Below are 26,146 nucleotides of genomic sequence, written 5' to 3'. Positions count from 1 at the left end.
GGGTCGCGTTTGTCGTCTCCGCACCGGGGCGCCCTTACTCGGCCACTCGACCCAGGGGTGCAGCAGTCTCACCAGCCGAGAACGCAACGGCCTTGTGCGAGGGGCACCCATCGGAAGCCGTGTTCTGCCTTCTCGGCGTCATTCGATCATGGCACCCCGGCATGGCTTCGCTTCTCACCCCGGGTTCATCGTGCGGCGGCGAGCCCGGCGAATGCCGTGATCGGCCGATCCTGGCTGTTAGCGTGGCGTTCATGAGCCCCGGGTCTCGCCTCTGTTTCACGCGTCCCGGCGTCCTCCTCCCGAAGCTGACCCCAGCCCCAAAGTGCTGAATGGCTCACCGGCGTGGCCGTAGGTGTCGGCACTCAGAGAGATTTGGAACGGAATCCGGCGTCAACGCGGTTCCCGCTGGTCAGCAGGGTACGGTCTTGCTCGCCCACCCGAACGTGATAAACGCCGGATTCCGTTCCAACGCACAGGAGGTTGGGGGTCGAAAAGTGAGCCTGCCCGGCCGGGTTACAGCCATCCCCGCCTGCGTCACAACGCCGGGCCCCGACACGCCCGGACCAAGATGCTCACGAGCCGCCATCGTCCTGCTCAGATCATGGTTCCTTTGATCGGCCGTATGTTCGCCTTCGTCGAGGGCCGAGGACACCCGTCCGGCTGGCCGATGTCAGGGTGTGCCGGGGCAGCCCGCCGCTACAGGTACTGGCCCGCTTCGGCTCTGTCTGTCTTCGACACCCGCACCGACACCACGTTGGCGAGGTTGATGACCACGCCGTTCACGTCGGTCTCACGGTCATATCTTGCCCGCATCAACACCAGGCTGCGCCGCTCGTCCAGAGCACGAGCGATCGCCGCCACCGCCTCTTCCTCCCCGTCGAAGTCTCCGCTCATCACGGAGACGTCTTCGCCGCCCATCAGGTGGAATCGAAGGATCATTGCGACTTTTTCAGGCACGGCCGGCTCCTTCGGAGAGAATCCGCAAAGGGTATCTGCCCAGCCTCGAACGCTGTAGGCACCTGCCCTTGCACGTCCGCCTCCGCGCGGGCGCACGCGATGCCCTCCAAGCTGGATACAGGCAGTAACAATCGTGTCATCCGTCCCGAACGGATTTGTGGTCAATGGTCGGTGATGAGGGCGTCCAGAGCGGCGGCCTTGTCGGCTTCGGTGGGCAGGGCGTAACGGCGGGTGGTGTCCAACGAGCCGTGACCGAGGAGTTCGGCGACCAGGATGGGGTCCTTGCCGTCGCGGATGAGCTGGGTGGCGAAGGTGTGGCGCAGGACGTACGGGCTGAAGGGCTCGGTGGGGTCGTCATTGAGGCCGACGGCGTCGCCGAAGCGGGTGATGATGTCGCGGGCGGCGCGGTCGCTCAGGCGGCCGCCGCGGTGGTTGAGGAACACCGCGGTGTGGGTGCCGGCCGCCTTCCAATCGGCGCGGGCTTCCAGCCAGTCGGTCAGGGCCTGGCGCAGGTCCGCGTGGACGGGCAGGAGGCGGATCTTGCCGCCGTCGCGGCCTTTGCCGCGGATGCGTAGTTCGCCCTTGCGGGCTGATAGGCGGACGTCGGCCAACTCGAGGCCGACGACTTCGGAGATGCGCAGGCCGGCGTAGTAGGGCAGCAGGGCGATGGCCTTGTCGCGCGGGGATGCGGTGAGCTGGACGTGGCGGATGTAGCGGCGGGTGCGCCGGGCCTCCAGGGCGCGCGGAGCGGTGCGGCGCGAGTCGCGTTCCCGCTGAACTGGGGGCTTGCCGAGGCCGCGGCGGGCGTAGAAGTCGTCGATGGCCGACAGGTAGCTGTCGATGGTGTTGGGGGCGCGGCGGCCGTTCTTCAGATGCCGGCGGAAGCCGCGTACCGCGCCGGTGGCGGCGATGGGGTCGGTGAGCGGGTCGCCGTCCAGAGCGTCGGCGTCGGCTTGATCGGCCAGCCAGGCCAGGTAGCCGCGCAGCCGGGAGACGTACTTGGTCTTGGTGGAGCCGGCCAGCGGGGCGTGCGCGAGCGCGTCGATGTAGTCGGCCAGGACGGCGGCATGGGGGGCGGAGAGCGGCACGGCCTGCGACCGGCTTGTGTTTCCGGAAGCCGCTCCAACCGGTTGCGTGATCTCTGAGGTGGTGTTTCCGGAAGTCACCCGCATAGTCTACTTCCGGAATTAGGCAATTCCGGAAGTGGTGAGGTAGAGTGGAGATACCGAGGACTTTTCGAGCGTCGGCATTCAGGTCTGCGTCGCCCCGGCGAACCACCACCGGCCCTTCGAAGGGGCCCGGACAGGCGCGGCGACCATGATGCCGACACTTCTTTCTCAACCCGCACCGCTCAGCTCCGCCTCGTCCGCGATCCCTCGGGTCGATTCCGCGCAACGGCTCAGTCTCCGCCCGGTGCCGAATTGGCGAGTGGTGGTGGACGGGGCCTGGTGGCCCTACTCCCGTGACGCGGCCGCCGAGTTGCCCGCTCTCATCGGCGCCGTCGACCGGCTGCTTGACCGAGTCACGCTCCGCATCGGCGTCCATCGCGATGCGTGGCAGAACATCCCGCGTCGCATCCCGGCACGCGGGCGTCAGGTCCGCATCGGCTGGTTCCGCCACACCGACCCGCGCATGATCACTCTCAGCTTCGCCACCGGCGAGCCGGTCGTCCTGCTGATCATCCCTTCAGGCGCCGCCGCCGGCGCCGCCGAGGCCACGCTGAAGCTCACCGCCCAGGACACCGCCGGCTTGAGTATCGACGCCATCCTCACCCTCGCGCACTTGCCGGCCGAGCCCGCTCTGTGTGCGTCGGCTGACGGCTCGGCTCGCTGGGAGGACGAGGGCGGGTCGGTCACCGGGCAGGGGACGCAGTCCTTCGCTGGACGGCCGGCAACTCCGGAATGACCCCGCGTGCCGCCTGCCGGCCGGATCGAGCGGTCCGGGCACCGCCCGTACTGGCGGCGGGCCGATCTTCGGCCGGCAGGCATCTCATGTCAGCTTCTCCAGTGAGGGGACTTCCATGACCGTCATCGACACCGCCCCGCTCGCCGGGACGAGCGCCGCGGCGCCGACCCTCGTGCATCTGTCGGGGGACATCGACATCTTCACCACAGCTCGGCTGCGCCAGCGGCTGATCAACGCCCTCGATTACAGCACCGACCTGCTCATCTTGGACCTGTCCAGGGTCACCTTCTGCGGCGCCGGCGGGCTGGGCGTGATCATCGGCGTGCAGGGCCGTGCGAAGGCGCGAGGCGTCACGCTGGCCCTGACCGGCGTGCCACCGCGCATGGCCCGGCTGCTACGCATCACCGGCCTGGACCACCGCTTCCCGATCATGGCGTGACCGGCATGCCGACTGTCACCCGCATCACCGCCGCGGCGGGCTATGACGGCAATGCGCCGTTCCCCCGGTCCGCTGCGCCCGCGCGGGCCGGCATCGTCCCGGTGACTCTGACCGCCGCGATCGTCATCGCGCCGTTCATCGCGCTGGGCGCCGGCATCTGGCTGGCGTGGGGAAGCGGGGTCACCCTCACCGACCTGCTGCTGGCCGTCGCCTTCTACGTGGTGACCGGGCTGGGAGTGACGGTCGGCTTCCACCGGCTACTGACCCACCGCTCCTTCACCGCCCGCCCCTGGCTGCGCATCGCCCTAAGGGCTGTTTCTTAGATCTGCTGACTAATTGTGGTGATGGTGCCACGATGAGTGCATGGGGCGTGGTGACTTAACGAACGCCGAGTGGGAGCGGCTCAAGCCGCTGTTGCCCGAGGGTGGCCGGCAAGGCGGGCGATGGAACGACCACCGGAAAACGATCGATGGCGTGTTGTATCGGGCCCGGACCGGGCTGCCCTGGCGTGACCTGCCCGAACGGTTCGGTCCATGGATCACGGTCTACAAGCGGCATCGCCGCTGGTCGGCTGATGGCACCTGGCAGATGCTGCTGACCGCGATCCAGGCCGAGCAGGACGCCGAGGGGCGGGTGGACTGGGACATTGCCGTGGACTCCACCACGGTGCGGGCACACCAGCACGCCGCCGGCGCGCCCCGCACCCCGCCTGCGGCACCCGCCGCGCCGGGGCGGCAAAAGGGGGACGTCGCGGGGACAAACCGGGGCGATCCCGTGCTGGCCGCGCTGGCCGCCCGGCTGGCGGAGGTGGTCAGACCGGGGAGTGCCTAGGCCGCTCCCGGGGCGGCTTCACCACCAAGATCCACCTGTCCGCGGACGGCCGCTGCCGGGTGCTGTCGCTGGTGCTGACGCCGGGCCAGTACGGCGACAGCCCGCAGTTCCGGCGGGTGCTGAGCCACATCCGCATTCCCCGACTCGGACCGGGACGCCCGCGCACCCGGCCCGCCAGCCTGACCGCGGACAAGGCCTATTCCTCACGCGCCAACCGCGTCTACCTGCGCCGCCGCAAGATCCGCCACACCATCCCCGAACCACGCGACCAACGCGCCAACCGCCGTCGGCGCGGCTCGGCCGGCGGGCGACCCACCGGCTTCGACGCCGACCACTACAAGAGCAGGAACGTCGTCGAACGGGCAATCAACCGGCTGAAGAACTTCCGGGCCGTGGCCACGCGCTACGACTGTGAGGATCTAAGGGTGCCGCCTCGGGCCGTGGTCTGACCCGCGCTACGACTGACCAGAGTGTCCTTCGTTTGATCTGTCGACCACGGTTCCGGGGCGGGGCGTGCTGTCGCCGGACCGGTGGAATGTGTCCCGATAGGGGCCTTGCCCGCCAGCACCATCACAGTCCTGACCGCTCCTTCGGCTCGGCGACGGCCACACCGTTGCCGTGTCAATCAGGAGCTGCAGTGCCCCACATTCCTCCCGCCCGCGCAGAGCGTCCCACCGACGAGCAGATGGAGGTGATCGTCGGGGTCGATACCCATAAAGACTTCCACGTCGCCGCCGTGATCACCGCCCTGGGCGGGCTGCTGGGGAGCAAGACATTCCCCACGACCGTGGCCGGCTATCGGGATCTGCTGGAATGGGTGCGCTCGTTCGGGCACGTGCATCGCGCCGGAGTGGAATGCACGGGCTCCTATGGTGCGGCACTGGCCCGCCACCTGAGCGCTTCGGGAATCGAGGTCGTGGAGGTCAATCAGCCCGACAAAGCCGCGCGTCGCCGCCGCGGCAAGACCGATGCGCTGGATGCCCAGGCGGCAGCTCGGGCGGTGCTGTCCGGGAGTGCCACGGCGGTGGCCAAGGCCGGCGACGGACCGGTGGAGATGCTCCGGTTGTTCAGAGTGGCCAAGACATCGGCGATCAAGTCACGGTCCCAGGCGATCAACCAGCTCAAGGCTGTTCTAGTCGCTAGCGAACCCGAGCTGCGCGACTGCCTGGCCGGCCTGAGCAACCCCAAACTGATCCGCCGATGCGCAGCACTTCAGGCCGAAACACCCACCACTATCGCCTCGGCCGCCGCCTACACCCTGCGCCTGCTGGCGCAACGGATCAATCAGCTCACCCCGGAGATCACCGACCTCGCGACACAGATCACCACCGCGATCGCCGCCCACGCGCCCGGCCTGCTCGACACCTACGGCGTCGGCCCAGACACCGCCTCAGCCCTGCTCATCACCGCCGGAGACAACCCCGAGCGGCTCGGCACAGAGGCGTCCTTCGCCGCACTCTGCGGTGTCAGCCCAGTCGAGGCCTCCTCCGGAAAGACCCAGCGCCACCGCCTCAACCGAGGCGGCGACCGGCAAGCCAACTCTGCCCTGCACACCATCGTCCTGGCGCGTCTGCGCTGGGACCCCCGAACCCGCGACTACGTCGAACGACGCATCACCGACGGCAAAACCCGCCGCGAAGCGATCCGCTGCCTCAAACGCTACATCGCCCGCGACATCTACCGGATGATCCGCAACCCACAACGCACCAAAGCCGCCGCTTCAGCCGCTTGACATCCATAGGGGCATCAAACGCGCCTACAACTTCCTCGGCACCGTCACCCTGGCCGCCCTGATCATCTGGCTCCGCACCTGATCTAAGAAACAGCTCTTAGTGGCTCTGGCCGCGGCGGGCGGCACCGCGGTGGTCCAGGCCGCCGGCAATGCGGTCACATGTGCGCCAGGCCCGCACGCGCCGGGCTCAGCCTGCTTTGTAGGAACCTTCAGGCGGTGGTCGCGGTGGGGCCGACCCGCGGAGTTCTGGTCACCACCGAACCGGCCCGGCGCCGCTGCCCCGAGTTGCCGACCGCGCTGCATGGCGTGGCGCACGGCTGCTCGACAACACAGGTAACGGACACCACGTCGTCGTGAGAGTGGGACCTGCGGTACCCACACTCGCCGAGGTGACGTTGTCCTACCGGGGCGCGGTACAGGCGGCCCGGGTCGCTGACACCATGCCGATGTTCCGGCCGGTTGTCGAGTTCGGGAACTCAGGTCTACCGGCTACTCGCCGGCCTCCCCGTCCGTCTTGGCTTCCGGGCCAGCTCGACTTGATGGTGGGCCGGCTCCTGAACACCGATCCCATCGTCTTCGCCACCGCGGAGCTGTTCCTCGACCGCGCCGGCGATGTCCGCGCCGTCGCGGACGCCCTCTCTCCGTGCACCGGGCGAGTATCTACCCACGGCTCCGGCGGATCGAACAGGTCACCAGCGTGGACCTCGCCGACGGAGAACAACGGCTGGCGTTGCATCCGGGCATCAAGGTCGCCCGGATGCAGCGCCTCGCCTGAACTCCGGCTCAGCCCATCACCGTGCCCGAGTTTGCGGTGTTTCGGCTGCGCTTACGAGAGAACGCGCCCAGGTCGATCTCCAGCCCGGTGCGCGGGGCCCAGAACCGGACGGGCGACGCGTCGTGGTCGACGCCGTTCTCCACCTGGTTGATCAGTTCCGTCATCAACTGCCCCACAACCGGCGCGTTCTTGAACTGGTTGCCGCTCGTTCCAATCGCGACGTAGAAGCCATCGAGCTCGGTGCGGTCGTAGATCGGAGTCCAATCGTCGGCGACGTCGTAAACGCCCACCACGCCGCGCGCCCGGTTGGGCACCGCCAGGTCGGGCAACCGCCGCGCGGCCCGCGTTACCTGAGCCTCGAAGGCCGCAGCCGTCGGGTGGATGTCGATGGCGTCCGGGTCGTCGGTCCACTGCATCGGATCACACTCCGGTTCCGTTCCGCCCACGAGCAGGTCCCCTCCTACGTCACCGCGGAAATAGGTGCCTAGATCCATGTCCGCCACCGCAGGTCCCTCGTAGCCTTCCGGGACCGGCACGTGCGCGACTTCCTGCCTCATCGGGCGCACACCGACCGTAAAGTCGGAACCCACGCCGGCCAACCGATTCAACGCGCCCGACCATGGACCGGCCGCGTTGACCACGACGGCACAGGGGATCAGGGTGCCGTCCGCCAGTCGCACCGACGTCACGCGCCCGCCGGCCTTCTCCACCGCTGTCACCGTGCCGCGGAAGCGGAACTCCGCCCCGCACGCCGAGGCTGCGGAGGCGAGGTTCACGGCGGCGAGGCTCGGGTCCGAGATGTAACCGGCATCCGGGGTGTACACGCCACCGAGCGAGTGTTTCGCGTCCTCCCAGAATTTCTCGTCGTCGAGCCGCTTCGGCGGCCAATAGCGGCCAGCGTCGATACCTGGAACGCGCTCGGCCAATGTCGCGCTGTCCCATTCCTCGTAGGGCACACCGATCTCATCGAACAACGGAAGCCACGACGTACGCGGAGCCGCCTCGACGTCCAGCATGACCAGCCCACTCTTGTGGAACATCGCGAGGTCGCCGACATCGTGCCCGAGGTGGCCGGCCCAGTCGAGCCAGCCGAAATGCGCCTCCCACGCCGTCGCAACCCCGGCGGTGGTGGAGAAGTTGAACCGAACAATCGCACTCGATGCTGAGGTCGACCCCTGTCCAGCCCCTGGGGCCCGGTCGAGCACGATCACCCGGTGCCCCGCCCGCGCAAGCTCAAGGGCGATCGACGAACCGATCACCCCCGCCCCGATCACGACCACATCGGTACTCATACGTCGCCCTCTCTCCTGAAGCACACCCGGTGAGCGCGCTCCACTCTTGTGACCAGCAGCGGTCGGTGCACTCGACTGCCGTCGCGGATTCAGCCCGCCGGAAACAACTCCTTTGGCGTCATCGCAGCGAGCTGCATCCCTTCCCACCGATACCGTCCTCGCCGCCGAACAGCCAGTTCGCAGAGGCCCGCGGCCATCATCGCCGTCATCACCCTGAAGGGATGTTCCGCCCAGGTCAGCGCAGGATTCGGCTGACTGTTGGGTGAGGGAAACCTGGTGGCACAGGGACTCAAGATGGCACTGACGAGGAGTACGGCCACCCAGCGCGGCGGTTGCACAAACCGCGGCGTTCGCGCTTACAGGGCACGGCAGGTCCTGAGGTAGCTGAGGAACGAGGCCTGCAGCCCAGTCACGTGCGTTTCGTGCATGAGTGCGCTGGTGACGGATCCGCTGCGTGAGGTGAGACGGTGAAGGAACGTGGCCGCGTTCTTCGCGAGATTCTGGTAGACCGCCACGTCTCCGAGGATCTCTCGGTCGTTGAAGGTCACGTGAAGCTTGGTAGCAGGCAGGGCGTCACCCATTGCTTGAAGACGAGCGAAGACCTGACTGTCTGCATTGACAATGCCGGGGCTGCCCGCGCCGATGCTCTCGAAGAAGGTGCTATTGGTGAGCCAGGCGTAGAGACTGAAGAGTCCGCCGTAGGAATAGCCGAAGAGGCCGTGACCGCTCGGGGCAGTGCCGTAGTCGCGTTCGATCCGCGGGTGTAGATCGTCGGTAAGGAAGTGCAGGAACATATCCCCGCGGCTGTCGCTCAATTCAGCGAGGTAGGCGTCGGCTTGCTCGCGAGTCATCGTGCCCGCTTCGACCCCCATCTCCATCGCATCGATGTACTCCTTCGCGATGGGTTCGCTGGGGGGCACGAGGTCGCGGTTGCGCAACCGCTCCCAGTGCTCTGCTTCCTCGCCTGCGTAACCCACGCTGACTTGGACGTAGGGCTGAATCGACTGCATGGGGTCCAGTTGCGTGACGATGAGTGGGGCGGTCATGCCCACGGCCCAGTTGCCGTCGAGCACGTACACGACAGGCGCTTGCGCCGCGGCAGGGTCGTAGCGCGGTGGCGTGGTGACCCAGACGCCGTAGTCGTGCCCACCGCTGGAGCGCACCTCAAAGTAGTCGGTGTGGGCGAGGCAGCCCTGCCACATGGTGCTCATCTGAGGTCCTTTACGATTTGGCCGGCCTGGATTACGAGGACGGCGTTGGTGGGGTCGGAGAACAGTTCTGGGTCTTCGAGCGGGTTGCCGTTCCAAAGAACGAGGTCTGCCTGCGCGCCGGGAGTGATGACACCCACCTGGCCGGACAGGCGGAGGATCTCGGCGTTGGTCTGGGTCGCCGCCACGAGCGCTTCCATCGGCGTCTCGAGGGCTGCGCGCAGGCTGAGTTCTTTGCCGCGACGGTCCTGGGCCGGACCGATGAGATCGGAACCCAGCCCGATCCGTACTCCTGCGTGCTTGGCGACAGCGAGCGCCTTCGTCATCTGCTCGCGTGCGCCCTTGGCTCGGTCGCGGGTCGACTCGGCGAGACCTGCTCCGGCGGTGTCGTGCAGCAGTTGCTCGACGACAGCGAACGTGGGCACGAGGGCAACCCCGCGAGCGGCCATCATGGTCGCTGTGGATTCGTCGAGGCTAGTGCCGTGCTCGACACAGCGCACCCCGGCCTCGACCGCATTTCGTATGCCCTCGTTGTTGTGGGCATGAACCGTCACATAGGTGCCCCGTGCCGCAGCTTCTTGAACAGCAACAGCGATCTCTTCCACGGTGAACTGGGTGTCGGTCAGTCGATCATGTGCGCCCACCACTCCGCCGGTCACGCAGAGCTTCAGGAAGGAGGCTCCGCGGCGGAAGGCTTCGCGGACGTTGTGTCGCAGCTCGTCCGCGTTGCCCGCCATCATGGAGAGGGCGCACAGGCCCGGGATGTGGTGGCTGCTCCACAGCTCGGTGGGTTCCCATTCGGCTCCGTAGTAGCCGTGCCCGCCGATCTGGCACTGAACAGGGCCGCACGACAGGACGCGCGGCCCTCTGACCTTGCCCTTCGCGATCGCGGTGACGACACCGCCGTCGATCCCGCCGGTGTCGCGAACGGTGGTGAAGCCCGCGTCGAGCGTCGCGCTGGCCGTGGCGAAGATGTCCGCCGCGATCTCGGCGGCGCTTATCTGAAACGAGAAGTGCGGCTGGATCGGGCTCGACAGGCCCAGGTGGACGTGAGCGTCGATCAGGCCGGGCGTCATCGTCAATCCCTCGGCATCGAGACGCTCGCCGTGCGCGCTGGAGGCACCGAGTTGGGTGATGCGGCCGTTCTCGATGGTGATGTCGAGGTTGCTGGGATCGCGCCCCGATCCGTCGATGACCGCCGCGCCGACTACATGAGCAGGTCCCATAGTCGATCCTCCGCCGTTGCGAGCTGACTGCGACCATGTGCGAAGCAACACGGAACCGCCAATCCTTCTTTTCCAATGGATAAACTGTGGGAGTGATCCTGTCAACCTCGGAACGCAAGGGCAGCGCGCGCGAGCGACTCCTGGCACGGCTTCTCGACGCCTTCGGCGAGGCCCTTCCCCCGCCGGAGATGTCGCTCCGTGAGATCGCCGCCCGGATCGAGACCAGCCACGCCCTGTTGCGATACCACTTCGGGTCACTCTCGGGCGTCTTGGCCGCCATGCTCAAGGCGCAGCGATCCCGTGACAACGAGGCACTTTTGGAGGCCGCCCAGCAGGGCACCTTCGACGATTTCGTTGTGGCGATCTGGCGTACTTACACCCGGCCAGAGCAGCTGTCGCGTGCCCGCGGCTTCTTCTACGTCGTCGGACTGGCCGCGTACAGCCCCGAGGACTTTCGTGAGTTCATCGACTCGCTCGACGACCTGACCAACATGCTGGCCTCTCTCGCGGAACGCGAAGGGCTCGACACGACGGAAGCGCTGACCATGGCCACCGTCACCATTGCCGCGATTCGTGGCCTGCTCTTGCAGGAGGTTCTGACTTCAGCAGTCCACTCGGAGGACGCGGTTGCCTTGATCCTGCGCATGAGTAAGGGGCGATCCGTGCCGCGCACAAGTCCGGGGCCTTGAGCAGGTAGCCGCCTTTCACCACCACGTGAGCCGAGGTCCCGGTAGTCCGGTAGGAAGAATCGTCGGATATGCCCTTGAGCTGCGGAGATACCGTCGCTAGGCCCATGCTTCAACGCGGTGGCCGTCGTGAAGCCGTCTCGTCAACGGTCGTTCGCGCAACAGCAAAGACCTACCGGTGTTCTCCCAGCTCAGCGATGTAACGGAACCCGTGTACGGCTATGGAACGCCGCCACCCCTTCGCGAGACGCCCGGGTATCAGCTCATCAAGATCGCTAAATCCGGCGGAAATTCCTACAGGACTACACCGGGACCCCAGATTCCTCGAACCGGTGCGCCGCCGAGGCGACCACCCGGTGCACGCCCTAGCCTGGGGCCCGCCTGCCGGTGCCGGGCCGCGGCTGCTCACACAGGCTGTGCTGTAGGCAGGATGGTCAGTTCGCTGATGTTGACATGACGTGGGAGCGAGGTAATGAACGCGACGGTCTCTGCGATGTCGGCGCTTTGGAGACAGTCGATGTTGCGTAGGAGCGCGGCCATCATGGTGCTGGCGTCGGTGTCGGTGACGTGGTCAGGCAGTTCGGTGTCGACCATGCCGGGTTCGATCGCGCTGACGCGCACGTTCTTTCGCCCCAGCTCGATGCGGATCAACCGGGCCCTCAAGGTCACCACGGTGCTCAACGCGAGGATCCTCACCGGGCCCCGGCCGGAACCCCCGGCACGCTGATCACACCAGTCCGCAGGACCGCCAGGCGATCGGCACGCGCGGCGACCACTGCCGCCGTCGCCGCGCACCACCACGTACGCGGTGAGCGGCGCCGCGAACGAGCTGCCACCGCAACAGGACCCGCCCCGTGTCGACCGAGTAGTTGCCCGCCGGTCCGTTACCGCCCGGCTGCGCCGTGGCCCGGCCCTGCCACAGCACCCGGTCATCCGAGGCGCGCCTGACCTGGACGGCGACCTGGGTGCCCGGCGTCAGGTAGTAGCCGCGGACGCCCACGGTCTGGTACGGCCCCTCGTTGGTGGTGGAGCAGGTTTCACCGTCGCACGAGGGCCCGTTACCGGCGTGGTTGCGCTTCATCATGACGACCCAGGCGAGCCTGCGGGCCGCGCTGCCGTTGTCCTGCCGCGCCTGGGAGCGGGAGCTGGGGACCACGCACCGGTAGTCACCGGTGTACGCCTCCCGCCAGACGAACCCGGTCGTGCACGCGTGCCAGACCCCGGAGGCGTTCCCGACCGCGTCCGGTCGCCTACGGCCGGGTCCACGCAGACGTGGTCGCTGGACCGCGCGCCGCACCAGACGTACCCGCTGGCGCAGGTGTCAGGGGCGAACGCGGTCTCGGCGCCGGCCCCCCGTAACCCCGAGCACCGACATCGCCAGGCATCCCGACGCGGTCATCGCCGCGAGCTTGCCGGAACGTGTGAGCATGTTCTTCCTCTGGGAGAGATCAAGGAACGGATCGCGGGCGGGCACTCCCAGCCCCGTGATCGCATCCTGTCCCGCGGCCCACCGCCGGACATGAGTAGCCCCTACTCATATTCGGCTCTCCGGAGTGGGCCCTTGCTCAGGCCGCCACGACCGGCGCGACCCCTGCCTGGAGCACGGCCCCGTACTACCCGTGGTTCGTGGACGGCGAGTAGAGCATCGACACCGGGCGGGTGGCGGCGTCGAACGACGCCGCTGCCCCGGTCGCACCCATCCCGCTGACCCCCCACGGCTCGTAGACCATGTTGACGCCACCGTGTTGCCACTCGTTGATCCACACGAGAGCGGCGTTGATCTCCCTGCAGCGCCGCAGGTTCTCGGGGGTCGAGGAATAGACCGTCGCCGCGAGTCCGAAGCTTGTGGTGTTGGCCAGGTCGATGGCTTCGGCGAAGGAGTCGACCACGGTGACGGGGGCGACCGGCCCGAAGGTCTCCTCTTTCATGATGCGCATGTCCGAGGTGACCTCGGTCAGCACCGTCGCGGGGTAGAAGTATCCGGGCCGGTCTGGTTGCCCGCCACCGCAGAGCAGCGTCGCCCCGCGGTCGACGGCTTCGTGGACGTGGTCGTGCACGATCCTCCTCTGGGTGTCGTCGACCAGTGGTCCCAGGCCCGGGGAGTAGGGGTCGTCGCTCATCGTCCAGCCTTCGGCTTCGGCCACGAGGGCGGCGATGAACTCGTCCGCGACCGCGCGGTGCACGTAGATCCGCTCCGACGATGTGCAGATCTGTCCGCTGTTGAGGAACGTCGACGTCGCGACCGCCTTGGCGGTGGCGGCCACGTCGACGTCGGCGTCGACGAGGACGGGGTCGTTCCCTCCCAGTTCCAGGATCGTTCGCTGAAAGCGCTTGGCCGCGGCGACGGCGACGCTGCGGCCCGCCTCGACAGACCCGGTGAAGTGCACCAGCTTGACCGCCTCGTGCTCGGCCAAGGGCTTGCCGGCGCGCGCGTCGCCCAGGAGAAGGTTCACCACGCCTGCCGGAAGGTCGCACAGCTCGACGAGCCGGGCCGCGGACAGCGGCGCCTTCTCCGAGGGCTTGATCACCACTGTGTTGCCGGCGGCGAGCAGGGGGCCGAGGGCTCCCAGGATCGAGGTCACCGTGAAGTTCCAGGGCACGATGAGTGCCAGCACGCCCAGCGGCTCACGGATGACCACTGTCCGTCCGGACTCGCCCGGAGCTGTGACGTCGGCGACGAACGGATAGGACCGCGCCCGCTCGATGCCGAGCCGGAACGAGGCGATTCCGCCCGCGATGAACTGCTCGGCGAGCGGGACAGGCTTGCCCATCTCCCGGTTCTCGAGTTCCGCCAGCTCGCGCACATGCCGTTCGAGGAGGTCGGCGGTGCGGCTCAGCCGGCCGAGGCGGTCCTCGAGGTCGAGCCTCGCCCAGCCCGCGTGCGCGGCCTGCGCCGACTCCACCGCCGCCGCGGCGTCGGCGGCCGATCCGGCTGGAATCAGTGCGACGACCTGTTCGGTGGCCGGGTTGACGACGCTGCGGAGTTCCGGGTCCGCGGCTTCGACCGGGGTGCCGTCGATGATGTTGCTCAGGCGCTTCATCTGCTCGTTCCTTCTGGATCGAAGCCGGCTTCAGTGGAGCCTGCGGGCCATGTGCTCGCCGAACATCACGCAGGCGAGATGGGTGTTGGCGCGTGGGACGAAGGGGAAGACGGAGGCATCGACGACTCGGAGACCCTCGAAACCGAGGACCTCGCACCCGGGGTCGACGACCGTCTCCGGCGCGTTCGGATCTCCCATCCGGCACGTGCTCGTCGCGTGCTGCGTGTCGACCACGCTGGCGCGCAGGTAGTCGCGCAGTCGCCCTGGTGTGTCCAGGGCATCGCGCAGCGACGAATTGACCCGCCAGAGATCGCCGTCGGCGATCTCCGCGAAGCTGGAGTGGGCCACCAGGTCGCCGAGGAGCCTGATGCCCGCTTCCAGGCGGTCGATGTCGCGCTCGTCCGACAACATGTTCAGCGCCACCCGGGGCTGCGTGCTCGGGTCGGCGCTTCGAAGCTTCAGCGTTCCGCGCGAGTAGGTCCGGTTGACGAACACCCCGACGGCACCGGCGCCGGCGCGCACTTCGGCCGCCGCCATGGCCAGCGCGTTCTGGTTGAGGGCGGCCAGCATCATGTCGTTCCCGCCGGGCACGGTGCCGCTGCTGTAGCGCACGCAGCAGTTCGTGTGCCGGTCGGCGGGGCCGGCCGAGGCCGCTTCGGTGAGCGGGATGCCGATCAGGGCCATCGGATGGTCCTGGAGCCCACGGCCCACCGGCAGATCGGCACGGACCTCGATGCCCAGCCGTCGGAGGTCATCGGCGGGGCCGATGCCCGAGCGCATGAGGATCGAGGGCGAGGCCGTGGCGCCCGCGCTGAGCGCGACCTGGTTCGCGTGGAAGGCCGATCCGTTGGCCAGCCGGACGCCGACTGCCCGAGCACGTTCGAAGAGAACCACGTCGACCAGGCTGTCGCCGCGGATGGTGAGGCCCGGATTGTCGCGACGTGGCTCCAGGTAGGCGTCGTGGCACGAGACCCGTCGACGGTCGATCGAGTTGATGGGGTAGGGAGAGACGCCGGTCGCGCCGGGTGCGTTGACGTCCGGGGCCCACCCGAAACCCGAGGCGAGCGCTGCCGCGCGGAGCGCCTGGTCGACCGAGCCCCACGTGTCGACCGGGGCCCGGTAGACGGGGATCGGGCCGGCGGTGCCGTGGTAGTCCTCGTCGCCGAAGCCGGCGTCGGACTCCAGGGCGACGAAGTCCGCCATGACCTCCGCGGACGACCATCCGGTGCAACCGGAGGCCGCCCACTCGTCGAAGTCCTCGATGGGCGGCCGGATCGCGATCTGCCCGTTCACCGTCGAGCTTCCGCCGAGGCCCTTGCCTCGCCAGTACAGGTAGGGCTCCTGGGCCTCGGTCCTGGTGGCCAGATGCCCGTCCCACAAGAACGCGTTGTAGTCGGAGTTCAGGATCGCGTTCAACGGATTCGGCGACCTCCATGCCTCCGGAAGCTGCGAGGCCGCGTAGTCCCGGCCGGCCTCGAGCAGCAGCACCCGCTGTCCCGCGTCGGCGAGCCGTGCCGCGAGTGCCGAGCCGGACGAGCCCGCTCCGACGACGATGGTGTCGTAGCTGCCTGCTGATCCCATCTGGCCTGATCCTTGGTCTCGTCGCTAGGCGGTGAGGTCGAGCGTGTGAACGGTCATCTCGCCGAGTGCCGCGGGAAGGGGTTCGACGCCGAACCCGGGTCCGCCGGGGATCGACACCGCGCCGTCCTTCATGACGATCGGCTCGGTGACGTCCTGGGCGTAGAACCGATCCGAGCCCGAGATGTCGCCGGGCAGCGTGAAGCCCGGGAGCCCGGCCAACGCCGCGTTGGCGGCTCGGCCGATGCCGGTTTCGAGCATGCCGCCGCACCAGACCGCGACGCCGTGCGCCAGCGCGAGGTCGTGGATGCGTGCCGCCTCGAGGTATCCCCCCACTCTTCCAGGCTTGATGTTGATGACACTCGCCGCCCCCAGCGCGATCGCGTCGGCGGCCGACCGCGCGTCAACGATCGACTCGTCCAGGCAGATCGGCGTGGTGAGCAGGCCCGCGAGCAGAGCGTGTTGCCGCAGGTCCTCCTCGCCCAGCGGCTGTTCGATCAGCAGCAGATCGAAGGGGTCGAGTCTGCGCAGCCGCTGGGCATCGGAGAGACGGTAGGCGGTGTTCGCGTCGACCTGCAGCGCGATGTCGCCGAACCGCTCGCGTACCGCCTTGACCGGCTCGAGGTCCCACCCGGGCTGGATCTTGAGTTTGATGCGCGCGTAGCCCTGGTCGACGAAGTCGGCCACCCGGCCGAGCAGGTCGGGAATCGATTTCTCGATGCCGACGCTGACCCCCGAGGGCACCGAGACGCGGGTCACACCGAGCTGCGCTGCGAACGACATGTTCCGAAGCCGCAGCTGGGCATCCAGGATCGCCATCTCCAGAGCGCCCTTGGCCATGCGGTGGCCGACCACGTGCTCAAGTGCCGCGCCGACCGTCGATGCCGACACGGCGTGACCCGCGGCCTGCCACCGGATCAGGAGCGGAAGGCGCTCCGTCTGGGTGGAGAACGAGGTGGTGAACGGGTGGATCAGCGGCATCCGGACCGTGATGAGCTCGACACGCTCGATGTGCATTCTCAGGTGCTCCTCGTGAGGCAGTAGTGACCCCGGCGGTCGAAATCGACGACGACCCAGCCTTCTTCCAGCAGCCCACCCAGCGCCCGTCGTAGCGCGAGCCGCCATGAGATCGCGAGCTCGGGTTCGTGGCGCCGTAGAGCCTCGATGTCCGAGGGGATCTCCACGACGCATCGGGGCAGCGACTCCGCCCGGCCGAGGTCGAGCTGGGGTCGCCGGTCCACGGACCTCAGTACGGCGGGGCCGTGCTTCTTCTCGGCTCGTGAGGGCGCCGTGGCCTGCCCGATGTGCCAGGCCACCATGATCCGGTCGCTGTGCTGGCCCTGGTTGAGCCCGTCACCCATCGGTCCGTAGAAGTCGGGCAGGTAGACCTCGACCTCACAGCCGAGCTTGTGGAGGTTGAAGTACGCGTTCCGGGCCACCAGGGGGTCATAGGTCCACGTCACGCGAGTGACACCGCGGGCCAGGCACCAGTCGCGCTGGTGGTGCTTGAGGGCTCTGCCCCATCCTGTGCCCGCCGCGTCTGGTCGCACGCCGGCGATGTGGGAGTGCAGGGCATTCTCCCGGGGCGGGTAGAAGAACCCGACGCAGACCGCCATGAGCTCATGGCCGCGGAAACCACCGGCGACGTAGTTGCCCGCGTGCGCGAACGCCGTGAGGAGCTCCGGGCTGACATGCGACTGGGTGTTTTGGATTTTCCAGATCTGCGCCACGAGCTCGGAGGCGGCAGACATCTCCTCCGGGCGGTGAAGCAGCCGCAACTCCATGGAGGTCGAGCTCGGCGCCTGGGTCGTCATGAGCACTCCCGCCGCAGGAAGCGGGATCCGTTGTAGACGCCGCCGGCGACGGGCCGGAACTGCTTCTCCCCCGCGAGCTCAGCGGTGGTGTAGGCGTAGCCGCCCGGGACGTTCGAGGCATGCAGCGCGACGAACTCCGGCTCTGCTGCCGTGCCGTCGCGCAGATGCCCATTCCGCTCCCACAGTGTCAGTCTGAGACCGTCCGCGTCGGGGGCCACCTCCGCGCGATAGCCAGCGCACTCCCAGGCGCCCTCCAGCGGTTCGGGCGGACGTGTCATGTCGGCCCGGACCCGGACCGGGGGCAGACTGCCGTCGATCGACGACGTGACGTCCGCGAACAGCTCGTAGAAGAGACCATCCGGTTGACCACCGCTGGTCAGCAACGCCACCGCGTAGTTCGTACCGGGGATCAAGCGCAGGTATGAACGTTGGCCGATCGTGCCGCCGTCATGGCCGTATACGAAGGTTCCCCGCCAGTCCTCGAGGAACCAGCCCAGTCCCCAGCCTTGGACGGTGGCGACGCTCTGTCTCAGATCGACATGCTCGATGGTCATCAGGCGAGCGCTGCCGGCTGACAGCAGACGAACGCCTTCCCGGGTCACCCCTCCGCGCAGTGACATCTCCGCGAACGTCAGCAGGTCGCCGACGCTCGCCACGATCAGGCCCGCGGGTCCCATGGATCGGGTGATCGACCACTGGGGCACCGGGGCCGACTCGTCGCCGAAGCCGGCGTGGCCGGTCGCCGTGGCGAACTTGGGTGCGTCCTCGCTCAGGGTGATGGTGTGCCGCAGGCCCATCGGCTTGATCAAATAGTGGAGCAGCGCCTCGTCCCACGTCATGTCGCGGAGCACCTCGACGATGCGGCCCGCGACGACGAAGCCGGCATTGCAGTAGGAGAACCTCTCTCCAAGCGGGTGGATGTGGGAGACGGCGGCGAGGTGCTCCACGTACCGCGCGACGCAGTCGTCTCCCCTCCCGGTGTCGGTGAAGACGTCCCCGTCGATGCCGCTGGTGTGGTTGAGCAACGCCCGTACCGTCACCGAGGGCGACTCGTCATCGGCCAGCCTGAAGTCCGGCAGGATTTCGCGCACGGGAGCGTCGAGATCGAGCAGCCCCTCGTCGACGAGCTGCATGACGAGCATCGTCGTCCAGACCTTCGTGATCGACCCGATCTGAAAGACGGCGTCGTCGATGACGGGTTCCCGGGTCGAGACGTTCAGGACCCCGGAGCTGACCGTGATGCGGTCGAAGACCGTTCCGCTCCGATCGAGCTGCACGATGCCGAGTTGCGCCCCGACGACTCCGTGCCGTTCTCGGAGGAGGTCCAGACGGCGGCGCCAGTAGTGCTCCCCACGTGGGGCCGGCGACAGCGCGGCCGGCCGTGCGGCGGCGCGGGTGTGCAGCTCGACCCATTCCACGACCCGGGCGTGGTAGTCGACGCGGTGATCGACCTCGCCGTCGGCGATGAAGAGGTGGCTGCCTCCTGGATAGACCACCAGGCGAGTCGGCACACCCTGGATCCGCAGTGCCGAGAACCACTGCTGCGCCTGTCCGATCGGGCAGGTGTTGTCGTTCTCGCCGTGCAGCACCAGCGTGGGTGTCTTCACCTGCTCGACGCGTGCGATCGGAGAGCTCTCGATGAGCCGGACCACGTCTGTCGGCGCGGCCCCTGCGGTCGCCGAGGCGAAGAAGCCTTCCGGCAGCAGTCGCTGACCGGCGATGGAGGCGAAGTCGCAGATCAGGCCGCCGGCCACCGCGGCCGCGAACCGGTCGGTGTGGGCGGTGAGGGCACAGGTCGCGACGCCGCCGTAGCTATAGCCGGCGACAGCGAGTCGCTCGGGGTCGGCGATCCCCTCGGCGATCAACTGGTCGATCGGCTCGATGAAGTCCGCCAGATCAGCTCGTCCCCAGCCGCCGTCGACGGCTCGGTAGAACTCCTCGCCGTACCCGTCGGATCCACGGGGGTTGAGCGTGAGGACACGCCACCCGCGTGCGGCGAGGAGCTGTTGGTACAGATGGATCTCGTCGGCCACACCGGCCCAGGCGTTGTGCGGCCCACCGTGGATGTCGAGCAGGAGCGGAGCGGTTCCGGTCGTGTCCGGTGCCGCCATCAGCCACCCGTGGACGACGACGCCATCGCTGATCGTGAACTCTCGTGGCTCCGGTCGACAGAGCTGGACCCCGGGGAGGCTCTCTTCCATCAGCGAGGTGAGGACCTCGACTTCGCCGGTGCCGAGGTCGACGATCGCGACCTCGGCGAACGACTCAGGAGTGGTCAGGACGATCGCGGCACGGGGTGCCTCGGCGGCCACCGAGAGCGCGGAGACGACCTGATGCGGCTCCGCGACGATCGGCCTGCCCTCTCCGCCATCCGGACCGACCCCGTACAGATGGGTCCAGCCACGGTCACGCAGGCAGAAGACGATCTCGCTGCCGTCGTGGCTTTGCGCCGGGTGGCCACCTGGGTAGCCCGTCGCGCCCGGCAGCACATTGCGGTCCAGCCCAGCCGTGATGTCGGTGTCGGGCCTGCCGTCGCCGTACAGCCGGAGAAGCCGGGCATGACCTGCCACCATCGCGGGTGATCCCACGGCGAGCAGCGACGCGCCGTCGCGAGCCCACATGACCGGACCGGTCACTCCTGTGGCCTGTCCGAGCACCTGCACCGGAGCGAGCGGGTCGTCGACCTCGACCGCGTAGGCGCGGCGTTCGAGCTCGACGTCCGCGCGGTGGGCCATGGAGGCCGTGAATGCGAGGCGGTCGCCGTCAGGCGACCATGCCGGGCCGTCCGCGTCGTAGTCGCCGTCGGTGACCTGTCTGATCTGCCTGGATCCCAGGTCCATCACGAAGATCTGGCGGCGGACACTGCCGATCCAGCCGATCTCGTCCGCCTTCTGGTCGAGCGTGTCGATGACGATGGGCGCAGCGGCGTCGCCGGGCGCGCGGTTCACGGGTGCGGAGAACGCGACCCGGCGACCGTCCCGGCTGACGGCCGCGGCCCCGGCCCCCAGCGGCAGCTCGGTCAACCGCGTCGGCTCACCCATGTGCGGCAGGAGATGCAACTGCGGGAATCCGTCGACATCGCGCAGGAACATGATCCCCGTTGGGACGATGCGAGGTGCTCGATCCGTCGGCCCGTGGGTCAGCGGCTGTGGCTGAGAGTCGCGGGAAACCGCCCACAGCGAGGTCTCCGTGCGGTGGTCTGCCGCCTGGCGCCGCGTGAAGACGACCGTTCTTCCATCCGCCGTGATCGCAGTCTCGGGAACGGTGACGACCTGACGGACGTCATCGAGACTGAACAGGCGAGAGCTCATAGAGTGGTTCCTTTGCCGAAGAGAGGGGTGCCGATCCGGGGGACGGCACGGACCAGCTCACGTGTGTAGGGATGTTCGGGGTGGTCGATCACCTCGGTCGCCGATCCGACCTCGACGACCTCCCCGTCCTTCATGACTGCGACGTCGTCGCACAGCTGCCTGACCACAGCGAGGTTGTGGCTGATGAAGAGAACCGTCAGATCGAGGTCCCGCTGGACGCGCATCAGCAGATTCAGCACGGTCCCCTGCACCGAGACGTCCAGCGCCGAAGTGATCTCGTCAGCGAGCAGCACCCGGGGCTCGGCGGCCAGCGCCCGCGCGATCGCGACGCGTTGACGTTGACCCCCCGACAACTGCATGGGCAGATCGCCGGCACGGGCCGGGTCGAGCTCGACCATCTCGAGAAGTGCGGCCACCTCGCCGCGCCGGTGAGCGCGATCGCGTCGCGTGGATCTTCCGCGTACGGCAAGCGCCTCCTCGATCGAGGCGCCGATGGACATCCTTGGGTTCAGGCAGGAGTTGGCGTCCTGGAAGATCAGCTGCACGGTGCGGCGAACAGACGCGGCGCTCCCCCGGGCACCGACGACATCGGTGCCGTCGACCAGGATACGGCCCGTATGCGCCTCGTGCAGGCCGACGACGGCGCGAGCCAGCGTCGACTTGCCCGAACCTGACTCGCCCACCAGCCCCACCGTCCGGCCGCTCGGCACGTGGAGACTCACCCCACGAACCGCCTGATGGGCGGCGGGTCCGTGCCCGTACCTGACTCCCACGTTCTCGAAGGCGAGGTCGCTCACACCGACCCCTCCCTTACGGCGTCGAGGGGAAACTCGGCACCCTCGGTGATCGTGGCGAACTCGGTGCCCGGGTCGGCGTCCATGTGCGGCACCGCCGCCACCAGCGCCCGGGTGTAGGGATGCGCCGCGCGTCCGTTCGCGAGATCCTCGGTGCTCAGGCTCTCCACGATGGCTCCCCGGTACATGACCAGGACCCGCGTGCAGAATGACGCGACCAGCGAAATGTCGTGCGAGACGAACATGACGGCCGTCCCATGCTCACGGTTCACCCTCCGCAAGAGCGCCAGGACCTCCCGCTGCACCGTGACGTCGAGGGCCGTTGTCGGCTCGTCGGCTATGACCAGCGCCGGTTCGCCCATGAGCCCCATCGCGATCGTGGCTCGTTGCCGCATGCCACCCGAGAACTCGTGGGGATACTGGCGAGCACGGCGAGCCGGGTCGGAGAGCCGTACCGCGGCAAGCCGGTCGACCGCACGCCGGCGTGCCTCGCGCCGGCTGAGGCCGCCGTGCAGCAGACCGACCTCCGCGACCTGCGTACCGACGTGAAGGGCGGGGTTGAGCGAGGTCGAGGGATCTTGGAAGACGAACGCCAGTCGCGTACCTAGCTGTTGGGCCAGCGACTTGGAACGCGCTCTGCCGGGCACCTTGCCCCTGACGACCAGTTCCGTGCCGTCGAACTGGACCGATGACGCCGTCACGTGAAGTGGCTCTTCCAGGAGTGACGCGACCGCCATGCAGGTCAGTGACTTCCCCGAGCCCGACTCACCGACGATGCCGACGATCTCCCCTCGATCGATGTCGAAGCTGATGCCACGAACCGGCGTCGCCCATCCATCCCCCCGGGGCGCCTCCACGCGCAGGCCGCGTACGCGGAGCACGGGGTCGGCCGCGACCTGCGGGACCGGTGATGCCGCCGTCGAGCCGGTGGTCTTCCGCCGCCGGCGGCGGCCGGAGGGCCGGTGCAGCCCGAATGCCCGGGCGAGCACCTCGCCGGCGAGCGCGAACGTCACGCCGGCGAACACGATGGCGGCGCCTAGCCCCAGAGATGGAGCGGGGTTCACGTAGATGGCTCCCATGCTCTCGTTGAGCATGCGGCCCCAGTCGTAGTCCGGCGCCTGTACGCCGAGGCCCAGGAAGGACAGCCCCGTCGCCGCGACCAGCGCGGTGCCGGCGCTGATGCTGGCGTTGACGATGAGCGGGTCTCGCACGTTGGGCAGGACGTGCCGTACCAGGATCCGCGCTCGGCTGACGCCGAGGATGCGAGCGGCGGCCACGAAGTCGCGCCCGGTCACCGACGCACCGAGGGTCTGAGTGAGCCGGGCGTAGGACGGCGCCATGGCCAGGCCGATCGCCAGTGTGACACTGGTGGCGCCCACACCGAGGGTGATCGACACGACGATGGCGAGCAGGAGAGCCGGAAAGGCGAGTGCCACGCCGATGGCGCTGTTGACCAACCGCCCCAGCCGCCGGGGCGCGATCGTCGGCAGCAGGCCGATGACCACACCGACGAACACGCCGAGGGCGGCCGACAGGACGGCGGTGACGATCGAGAGCCGGGTCGCGGTCAGCACCCGCGCGAGAACGTCCCGGCCACCCGCGTCGGTGCCGAGGAGGTGGTCCGCGCTGGGCTTCGCGGACAGTTGGGTCAGATCGGCCTGCCGCGCGGCCTCGCCCCACAGCACCGGTCCGAACACCGCGAAGAACGCGACCACCATCAGGGCGGCCAGCGCGCCGATGCCGAGGGGAGAACGCAGGACGGTCAGGAACCTGCGGCGAGACGAGACCGCCATGGGCATCGGCTCGCCCACCGCCGTCGCGGCGGCCGGCCCCGCCAGCGCGGAGTCGGGAGTGGACATGCTTGTCACCGCCATCACGTGTCTTTCAGCGCTGAACGCGGGTCAAGGCAGACCAGGACGATGTCGATCAAGAGGTTGGAAACGAGGACGATCAAGCCGTAGACGATGACGATCCCCTGCGCGAGCGGAAAGTCCTTGCTCCGCACCGCGTCCACGATCGTGAGCCCGAGTCCGGGCCACGAAAAGATGGTCTCGATCAGCACCGTGCCCGCGACGAGGGAGCCGAGCACGATTCCGGCGACGGTGAGCGAGGAGGTCACCAGGTTCGGCAGAGCGTGGCGGAAGTACAGGCGCCACCTCGACATGCGCTTCGCCCGCGCCGTCCGGATGTAGTCCTGCTCGAACACGGTGAGCGCCTCGGCCCGGACGATCCTCGAGACGCCCGCGGCGACCGCGATCGACAGTGCCAGGACGGGCAGCACGTACGAGCTCGGATCGGTTCGGCCCGCCACGGGCAGCAGGTGGCTCTGAACGGCGAAGAAGTACACCAGAGCGACTCCCATGAGGAACTCGGGGATGACGGCGAACAGGCCGCTCGCCGAGGTGTAGGCCAGGTCGACGGTGGGTCTGCGGCCGCCTCGGGTGAGCGCGGCGACGACGATGCCGAGCGGGATCGACACCAGGAGCACCAGCGCCAGCGACAGGAACGCGAGTTCCAGGGTCGCCGGCAGGCGCTGCTCGATGATCGTGGTCACCGGCAGGTGAAGGGAGAAAGAGTCTCCGAGATCCCACGTGAGCAGCCCCTTCCAGAAGTTCAGGTACTGCGTCCACAGCGGGTCGTTCAGTCCCAGGCTTTCGCGTTGTGCCTCCACGACCGCGGCCGTCGCGTTGATTCCGAGGGCATTGCGGACCGGGTCTCCTGGGATCAGCCGGACCATCAGGAAGACGACGGTCACCAGGGTGACCACCGAATACGCGAGCCGCACCAGCCGCCGCACGATGAAGGCCCCCAGTCGCCCACCTCTGCCCCGGAACGTTCCGGTCGCGGAATCCGGTCCTGCCCCGGTTCCCGTCAGCAGGGTGACGGTCGGTTCCGTGGTCACTTCAGCACGCGGATCGCGGAGCCGCCGACGGGCAGGTAGAGCGCCGTCGCGCCATTGAAGTACATCTTGTACGGCGTGACGGACACCGGTATGAGGTCAGCGCTTGTCATCAGGGTCTTCTCCGCCTCGGCCCAGGCCTTGCAGGCATCGTCACCGGTCCGGTCGGCGGCCGCGGCGACGCTGCGGTTGTAGTCCTTGTTGTCGATGGAGGCGAAGTTTGTCCCCGCAGGGGCGGCAGGTCCGGAGAGGTACTGCGGGAAGATGGCCGGTGTGCCCGTCTGGAGGTTGAGCCCCAGCGATGCCGTCCAGCCCGACGGGTCTTTGGCCGCGAAGGTCCGGCTGATGATGTAGTTCTCGTCACCACCGTCGAGTTTCACCGCGGCGCCGGCGGTCTCCCACTGCTTCGCGACGTATTCCGCGGCGGCGCTGCCCGTGTCCGTGGAGTTGTCGTAGACAAGTGTGATGTCGACCGGCTTGCCCACCGCGCGCAGGGCCTGGCCGGCGGCGTCCGGGTCGTAGGAAGGCAGGTTGCCCTGGACGGTGTCGTAGGCGCACCGGCTCGGGTGTTCGGAGAGCAGCGATTTCGCCCGTTCGCCCTTGCCGCCGGTCAGAATCTTCGTGAGGGTGTCGAGGTCGATCGCCTGGGTCAGTGCGCGCCGTACGGCGGCATCAGCGGTCGGGAGACCTTGATGGTGGTTGTAGACGATCATTCCGGACATGGCCGGCGTCGGCTGCGACTTGAGAGCGGCGAGGCGTTCCTCGTCCTTGCCGCTCACTATGGCCGCGTTGAGTTGACCGGACAGCAGCAGGTTCGCTCTGGTCGACGGGCTCGGCACGATCTTGGTCGTCACGGTCTTCGGCATCCCTGGCGTGTTCGAGGTGCTGTTCTTGGGGCCCCACGTGTAGCCCTCTCGGCGGGTCATCGTGATCGAGTCTCCGGCCACGACGCGATCGATGGCGAACGGGCCGGTGCCGTCGCTCCCCGCGGAGAGGCTCTTGGGGTCCTTCAGGCCGCGCTCGCACACCAGCTGCTGCGCGCCGATGTCGTACAGCATGAAGGGCCGCGGCTTGGAGGTGGTGACGGTGAGAACGTTCCCCTTCGCGCTCGCCTTGGCATCTGCCGGCACGACGGATTCCAGGCGCGGCGACTTGTTGGCGGGGTCGACGATCCAGTTGAGGTTGTCAGCGGCGGTCTGCGCGGTGAACGGCGTGCCGTCGGCGCAGGTGATGGCGTCGTTCAGGGTGTAGGTGACCTTGGTCGGGCTTTCGGTCCAGCTCTTCGCCAGGAAGGGCGCGGGCTTGGCCGTCTCGGGGTCGAGGAAGATCAGCGTGTCGTAGGAGTACATTCCGACGATCTGCGCGTTGATGAGGTTGGTGACGAGCGGATTCAGGTCGCCTGGGTCGGAGTCGATCGCGAACGCGAACGTGCCGTCCGTCGCGAAGCCCGCCTGGCCCCCGTCCGAGGCCGAGCCCGAGCCGCCGCAAGCCGCAAGAGCTGGCAGAGCGATGAGGAGGGCTGCGAAAGCAGCGGCGCGTCGATTCATGGCAGGCCCGCCTTAAGGTCCGAGTCGGGGTGTGACGTCGAACACCAAGACTCACCCGCCTGGTCGGAGAGGCGCATCGTACGTCCGCCTGATCTGCGTGCGCGGACCTTG

General features: G+C 68.2%; 22 protein-coding genes and 1 pseudogene. 7 read left to right on the top strand and 16 right to left on the bottom strand.

Annotated features, from left to right (window positions below):
• Window positions 1-696: 696 nt before the first annotated feature.
• Together AB0B61_RS47105 and AB0B61_RS47100 are read right to left on the bottom strand one after the other, a co-directional pair.
• Window positions 697-939 carry a hypothetical protein gene (locus AB0B61_RS47105; RefSeq protein ID WP_358447242.1) on the bottom strand — a complete coding sequence of 81 codons (243 nt, stop codon included), beginning with the start codon at window positions 937-939 and terminating at the stop codon, window positions 697-699.
• 179 nt (window positions 940-1,118) lie between these two features.
• Entirely contained in the window at window positions 1,119-2,045 is a 927-nt protein-coding gene (locus AB0B61_RS47100) for a tyrosine-type recombinase/integrase (protein WP_358447240.1), read from the bottom strand.
• Window positions 2,046-2,274: 229 nt separating this feature from the next.
• Here AB0B61_RS47100 and AB0B61_RS47095 point away from each other — a divergent pair, with 229 nt between their 5' ends.
• From AB0B61_RS47095 to AB0B61_RS47070, 6 genes and pseudogenes are all read left to right on the top strand, one after another.
• Window positions 2,275-2,862, top strand: coding sequence for a DUF5994 family protein (locus tag AB0B61_RS47095; RefSeq protein WP_358447238.1), 588 nt, complete (start codon window positions 2,275-2,277; stop codon window positions 2,860-2,862).
• A gap of 115 nt (window positions 2,863-2,977) precedes the next feature.
• The gene (locus tag AB0B61_RS47090) at window positions 2,978-3,301 is read left to right on the top strand and encodes an STAS domain-containing protein (protein WP_358447236.1); all 324 of its coding nucleotides are present in this window, start codon (window positions 2,978-2,980) and stop codon (window positions 3,299-3,301) included.
• A 5-nt stretch (window positions 3,302-3,306) separates the two neighbouring features.
• The gene (locus tag AB0B61_RS47085) at window positions 3,307-3,624 is read left to right on the top strand and encodes a hypothetical protein (protein WP_358447235.1); all 318 of its coding nucleotides are present in this window, start codon (window positions 3,307-3,309) and stop codon (window positions 3,622-3,624) included.
• Window positions 3,625-3,664: 40 nt separating this feature from the next.
• Window positions 3,665-4,581, top strand: a pseudogene (locus tag AB0B61_RS47080) (IS5 family transposase).
• 236 nt (window positions 4,582-4,817) lie between these two features.
• Window positions 4,818-5,864, top strand: coding sequence for an IS110 family transposase (locus AB0B61_RS47075; protein WP_358447233.1), 1,047 nt, complete (start codon window positions 4,818-4,820; stop codon window positions 5,862-5,864).
• A 643-nt stretch (window positions 5,865-6,507) separates the two neighbouring features.
• Window positions 6,508-6,639 carry a helix-turn-helix domain-containing protein gene (locus AB0B61_RS47070; protein WP_358447231.1) on the top strand — a complete coding sequence of 44 codons (132 nt, stop codon included), beginning with the start codon at window positions 6,508-6,510 and terminating at the stop codon, window positions 6,637-6,639.
• Between the two features lie 8 nt (window positions 6,640-6,647).
• Here the strand turns inward: AB0B61_RS47070 and AB0B61_RS47065 are convergent, their stop codons facing one another.
• The 3 genes from AB0B61_RS47065 to AB0B61_RS47055 all read right to left on the bottom strand — a co-directional run bounded on the left by AB0B61_RS47065 (window position 6,648) and on the right by AB0B61_RS47055 (window position 10,365).
• A complete protein-coding gene (locus AB0B61_RS47065) occupies window positions 6,648-7,931 on the bottom strand; it encodes an FAD-dependent oxidoreductase (RefSeq protein WP_358447229.1) in 1,284 nt (427 codons plus the stop codon).
• 356 nt (window positions 7,932-8,287) lie between these two features.
• The gene (locus AB0B61_RS47060) at window positions 8,288-9,142 is read right to left on the bottom strand and encodes an alpha/beta hydrolase-fold protein (protein WP_358447227.1); all 855 of its coding nucleotides are present in this window, start codon (window positions 9,140-9,142) and stop codon (window positions 8,288-8,290) included.
• A complete protein-coding gene (locus tag AB0B61_RS47055) occupies window positions 9,139-10,365 on the bottom strand; it encodes an amidohydrolase family protein (protein ID WP_358447225.1) in 1,227 nt (408 codons plus the stop codon). The genes AB0B61_RS47060 and AB0B61_RS47055 overlap by 4 nt, the downstream gene beginning before the upstream one ends.
• 92 nt (window positions 10,366-10,457) lie before the next feature.
• Here AB0B61_RS47055 and AB0B61_RS47050 point away from each other — a divergent pair, with 92 nt between their 5' ends.
• Window positions 10,458-11,054, top strand: coding sequence for a TetR/AcrR family transcriptional regulator (locus AB0B61_RS47050; protein WP_358447223.1), 597 nt, complete (start codon window positions 10,458-10,460; stop codon window positions 11,052-11,054).
• A gap of 402 nt (window positions 11,055-11,456) precedes the next feature.
• Here the strand turns inward: AB0B61_RS47050 and AB0B61_RS47045 are convergent, their stop codons facing one another.
• The 11 genes from AB0B61_RS47045 to AB0B61_RS46995 form a co-directional block, all read right to left on the bottom strand.
• Window positions 11,457-11,732: a hypothetical protein gene (locus tag AB0B61_RS47045; RefSeq protein ID WP_358447222.1), complete on the bottom strand. Its 276-nt coding sequence runs from the start codon at window positions 11,730-11,732 to the stop codon at window positions 11,457-11,459.
• Between the two features lie 46 nt (window positions 11,733-11,778).
• Entirely contained in the window at window positions 11,779-12,348 is a 570-nt protein-coding gene (locus AB0B61_RS47040; RefSeq protein WP_358447220.1) for a hypothetical protein, read from the bottom strand.
• A gap of 316 nt (window positions 12,349-12,664) precedes the next feature.
• Entirely contained in the window at window positions 12,665-14,092 is a 1,428-nt protein-coding gene (locus AB0B61_RS47035) for an aldehyde dehydrogenase family protein (protein ID WP_358447218.1), read from the bottom strand.
• A gap of 30 nt (window positions 14,093-14,122) precedes the next feature.
• Window positions 14,123-15,673, bottom strand: a complete 1,551-nt coding sequence (locus AB0B61_RS47030; RefSeq protein WP_358447216.1) for a GMC oxidoreductase — start codon at window positions 15,671-15,673, stop codon at window positions 14,123-14,125.
• Between the two features lie 24 nt (window positions 15,674-15,697).
• Window positions 15,698-16,687, bottom strand: a complete 990-nt coding sequence (menC, locus tag AB0B61_RS47025; protein WP_358447215.1) for an o-succinylbenzoate synthase — start codon at window positions 16,685-16,687, stop codon at window positions 15,698-15,700.
• 2 nt (window positions 16,688-16,689) lie between these two features.
• On the bottom strand, window positions 16,690-17,484 hold the full coding sequence (locus tag AB0B61_RS47020) for a GNAT family N-acetyltransferase (protein WP_358447214.1): 795 nt from the start codon (window positions 17,482-17,484) through the stop codon (window positions 16,690-16,692).
• Window positions 17,481-20,795, bottom strand: a complete 3,315-nt coding sequence (locus AB0B61_RS47015) for a serine hydrolase (protein WP_358447212.1) — start codon at window positions 20,793-20,795, stop codon at window positions 17,481-17,483. Before AB0B61_RS47015 ends, AB0B61_RS47020 begins: the two co-directional genes overlap by 4 nt.
• Entirely contained in the window at window positions 20,792-21,592 is an 801-nt protein-coding gene (locus AB0B61_RS47010) for an ABC transporter ATP-binding protein (protein WP_358447210.1), read from the bottom strand. The genes AB0B61_RS47015 and AB0B61_RS47010 overlap by 4 nt, the downstream gene beginning before the upstream one ends.
• Window positions 21,589-23,448, bottom strand: a complete 1,860-nt coding sequence (locus AB0B61_RS47005; protein ID WP_358447208.1) for a dipeptide/oligopeptide/nickel ABC transporter permease/ATP-binding protein — start codon at window positions 23,446-23,448, stop codon at window positions 21,589-21,591. The genes AB0B61_RS47010 and AB0B61_RS47005 overlap by 4 nt, the downstream gene beginning before the upstream one ends.
• Window positions 23,449-23,462: 14 nt before the next feature.
• Window positions 23,463-24,491: an ABC transporter permease gene (locus AB0B61_RS47000; protein ID WP_358447206.1), complete on the bottom strand. Its 1,029-nt coding sequence runs from the start codon at window positions 24,489-24,491 to the stop codon at window positions 23,463-23,465.
• Window positions 24,488-26,035, bottom strand: coding sequence for an ABC transporter substrate-binding protein (locus AB0B61_RS46995; protein WP_358447205.1), 1,548 nt, complete (start codon window positions 26,033-26,035; stop codon window positions 24,488-24,490). Before AB0B61_RS46995 ends, AB0B61_RS47000 begins: the two co-directional genes overlap by 4 nt.
• Window positions 26,036-26,146 lie beyond the last annotated feature (111 nt).

It is taken from the genome of Nonomuraea sp. NPDC049158 (genome assembly GCF_040648335.1).
GTDB lineage: Bacteria > Actinomycetota > Actinomycetes > Streptosporangiales > Streptosporangiaceae > Nonomuraea.
Note: the sequence above shows the minus strand (reverse complement) of the source record. Positions and strands in the feature narration are given on the sequence as shown.

Bases quoted from the DNA above. Each gene is read 5' to 3' on its own strand.
- AB0B61_RS47105 (WP_358447242.1), bottom strand. From the start codon at position 939: ATGATCCTTCGATTCCACCTGATGGGCGGCGAAGACGTCTCCGTGATG.
- AB0B61_RS47095 (WP_358447238.1), top strand. From the start codon at position 2,275: ATGATGCCGACACTTCTTTCTCAACCCGCACCGCTCAGCTCCGCCTCG.
- AB0B61_RS47090 (WP_358447236.1), top strand. From the start codon at position 2,978: ATGACCGTCATCGACACCGCCCCGCTCGCCGGGACGAGCGCCGCGGCG.
- AB0B61_RS47085 (WP_358447235.1), top strand. From the start codon at position 3,307: ATGCCGACTGTCACCCGCATCACCGCCGCGGCGGGCTATGACGGCAAT.
- AB0B61_RS47075 (WP_358447233.1), top strand. From the start codon at position 4,818: ATGGAGGTGATCGTCGGGGTCGATACCCATAAAGACTTCCACGTCGCC.
- AB0B61_RS47065 (WP_358447229.1), bottom strand. From the start codon at position 7,931: ATGAGTACCGATGTGGTCGTGATCGGGGCGGGGGTGATCGGTTCGTCG.
- AB0B61_RS47060 (WP_358447227.1), bottom strand. From the start codon at position 9,142: ATGAGCACCATGTGGCAGGGCTGCCTCGCCCACACCGACTACTTTGAG.
- AB0B61_RS47055 (WP_358447225.1), bottom strand. From the start codon at position 10,365: ATGGGACCTGCTCATGTAGTCGGCGCGGCGGTCATCGACGGATCGGGG.
- AB0B61_RS47035 (WP_358447218.1), bottom strand. From the start codon at position 14,092: ATGAAGCGCCTGAGCAACATCATCGACGGCACCCCGGTCGAAGCCGCG.
- AB0B61_RS47030 (WP_358447216.1), bottom strand. From the start codon at position 15,673: ATGGGATCAGCAGGCAGCTACGACACCATCGTCGTCGGAGCGGGCTCG.
- menC (WP_358447215.1), bottom strand. From the start codon at position 16,687: ATGCACATCGAGCGTGTCGAGCTCATCACGGTCCGGATGCCGCTGATC.
- AB0B61_RS47020 (WP_358447214.1), bottom strand. From the start codon at position 17,484: ATGACGACCCAGGCGCCGAGCTCGACCTCCATGGAGTTGCGGCTGCTT.
- AB0B61_RS47015 (WP_358447212.1), bottom strand. From the start codon at position 20,795: ATGAGCTCTCGCCTGTTCAGTCTCGATGACGTCCGTCAGGTCGTCACC.
- AB0B61_RS47005 (WP_358447208.1), bottom strand. From the start codon at position 23,448: ATGTCCACTCCCGACTCCGCGCTGGCGGGGCCGGCCGCCGCGACGGCG.
- AB0B61_RS46995 (WP_358447205.1), bottom strand. From the start codon at position 26,035: ATGAATCGACGCGCCGCTGCTTTCGCAGCCCTCCTCATCGCTCTGCCA.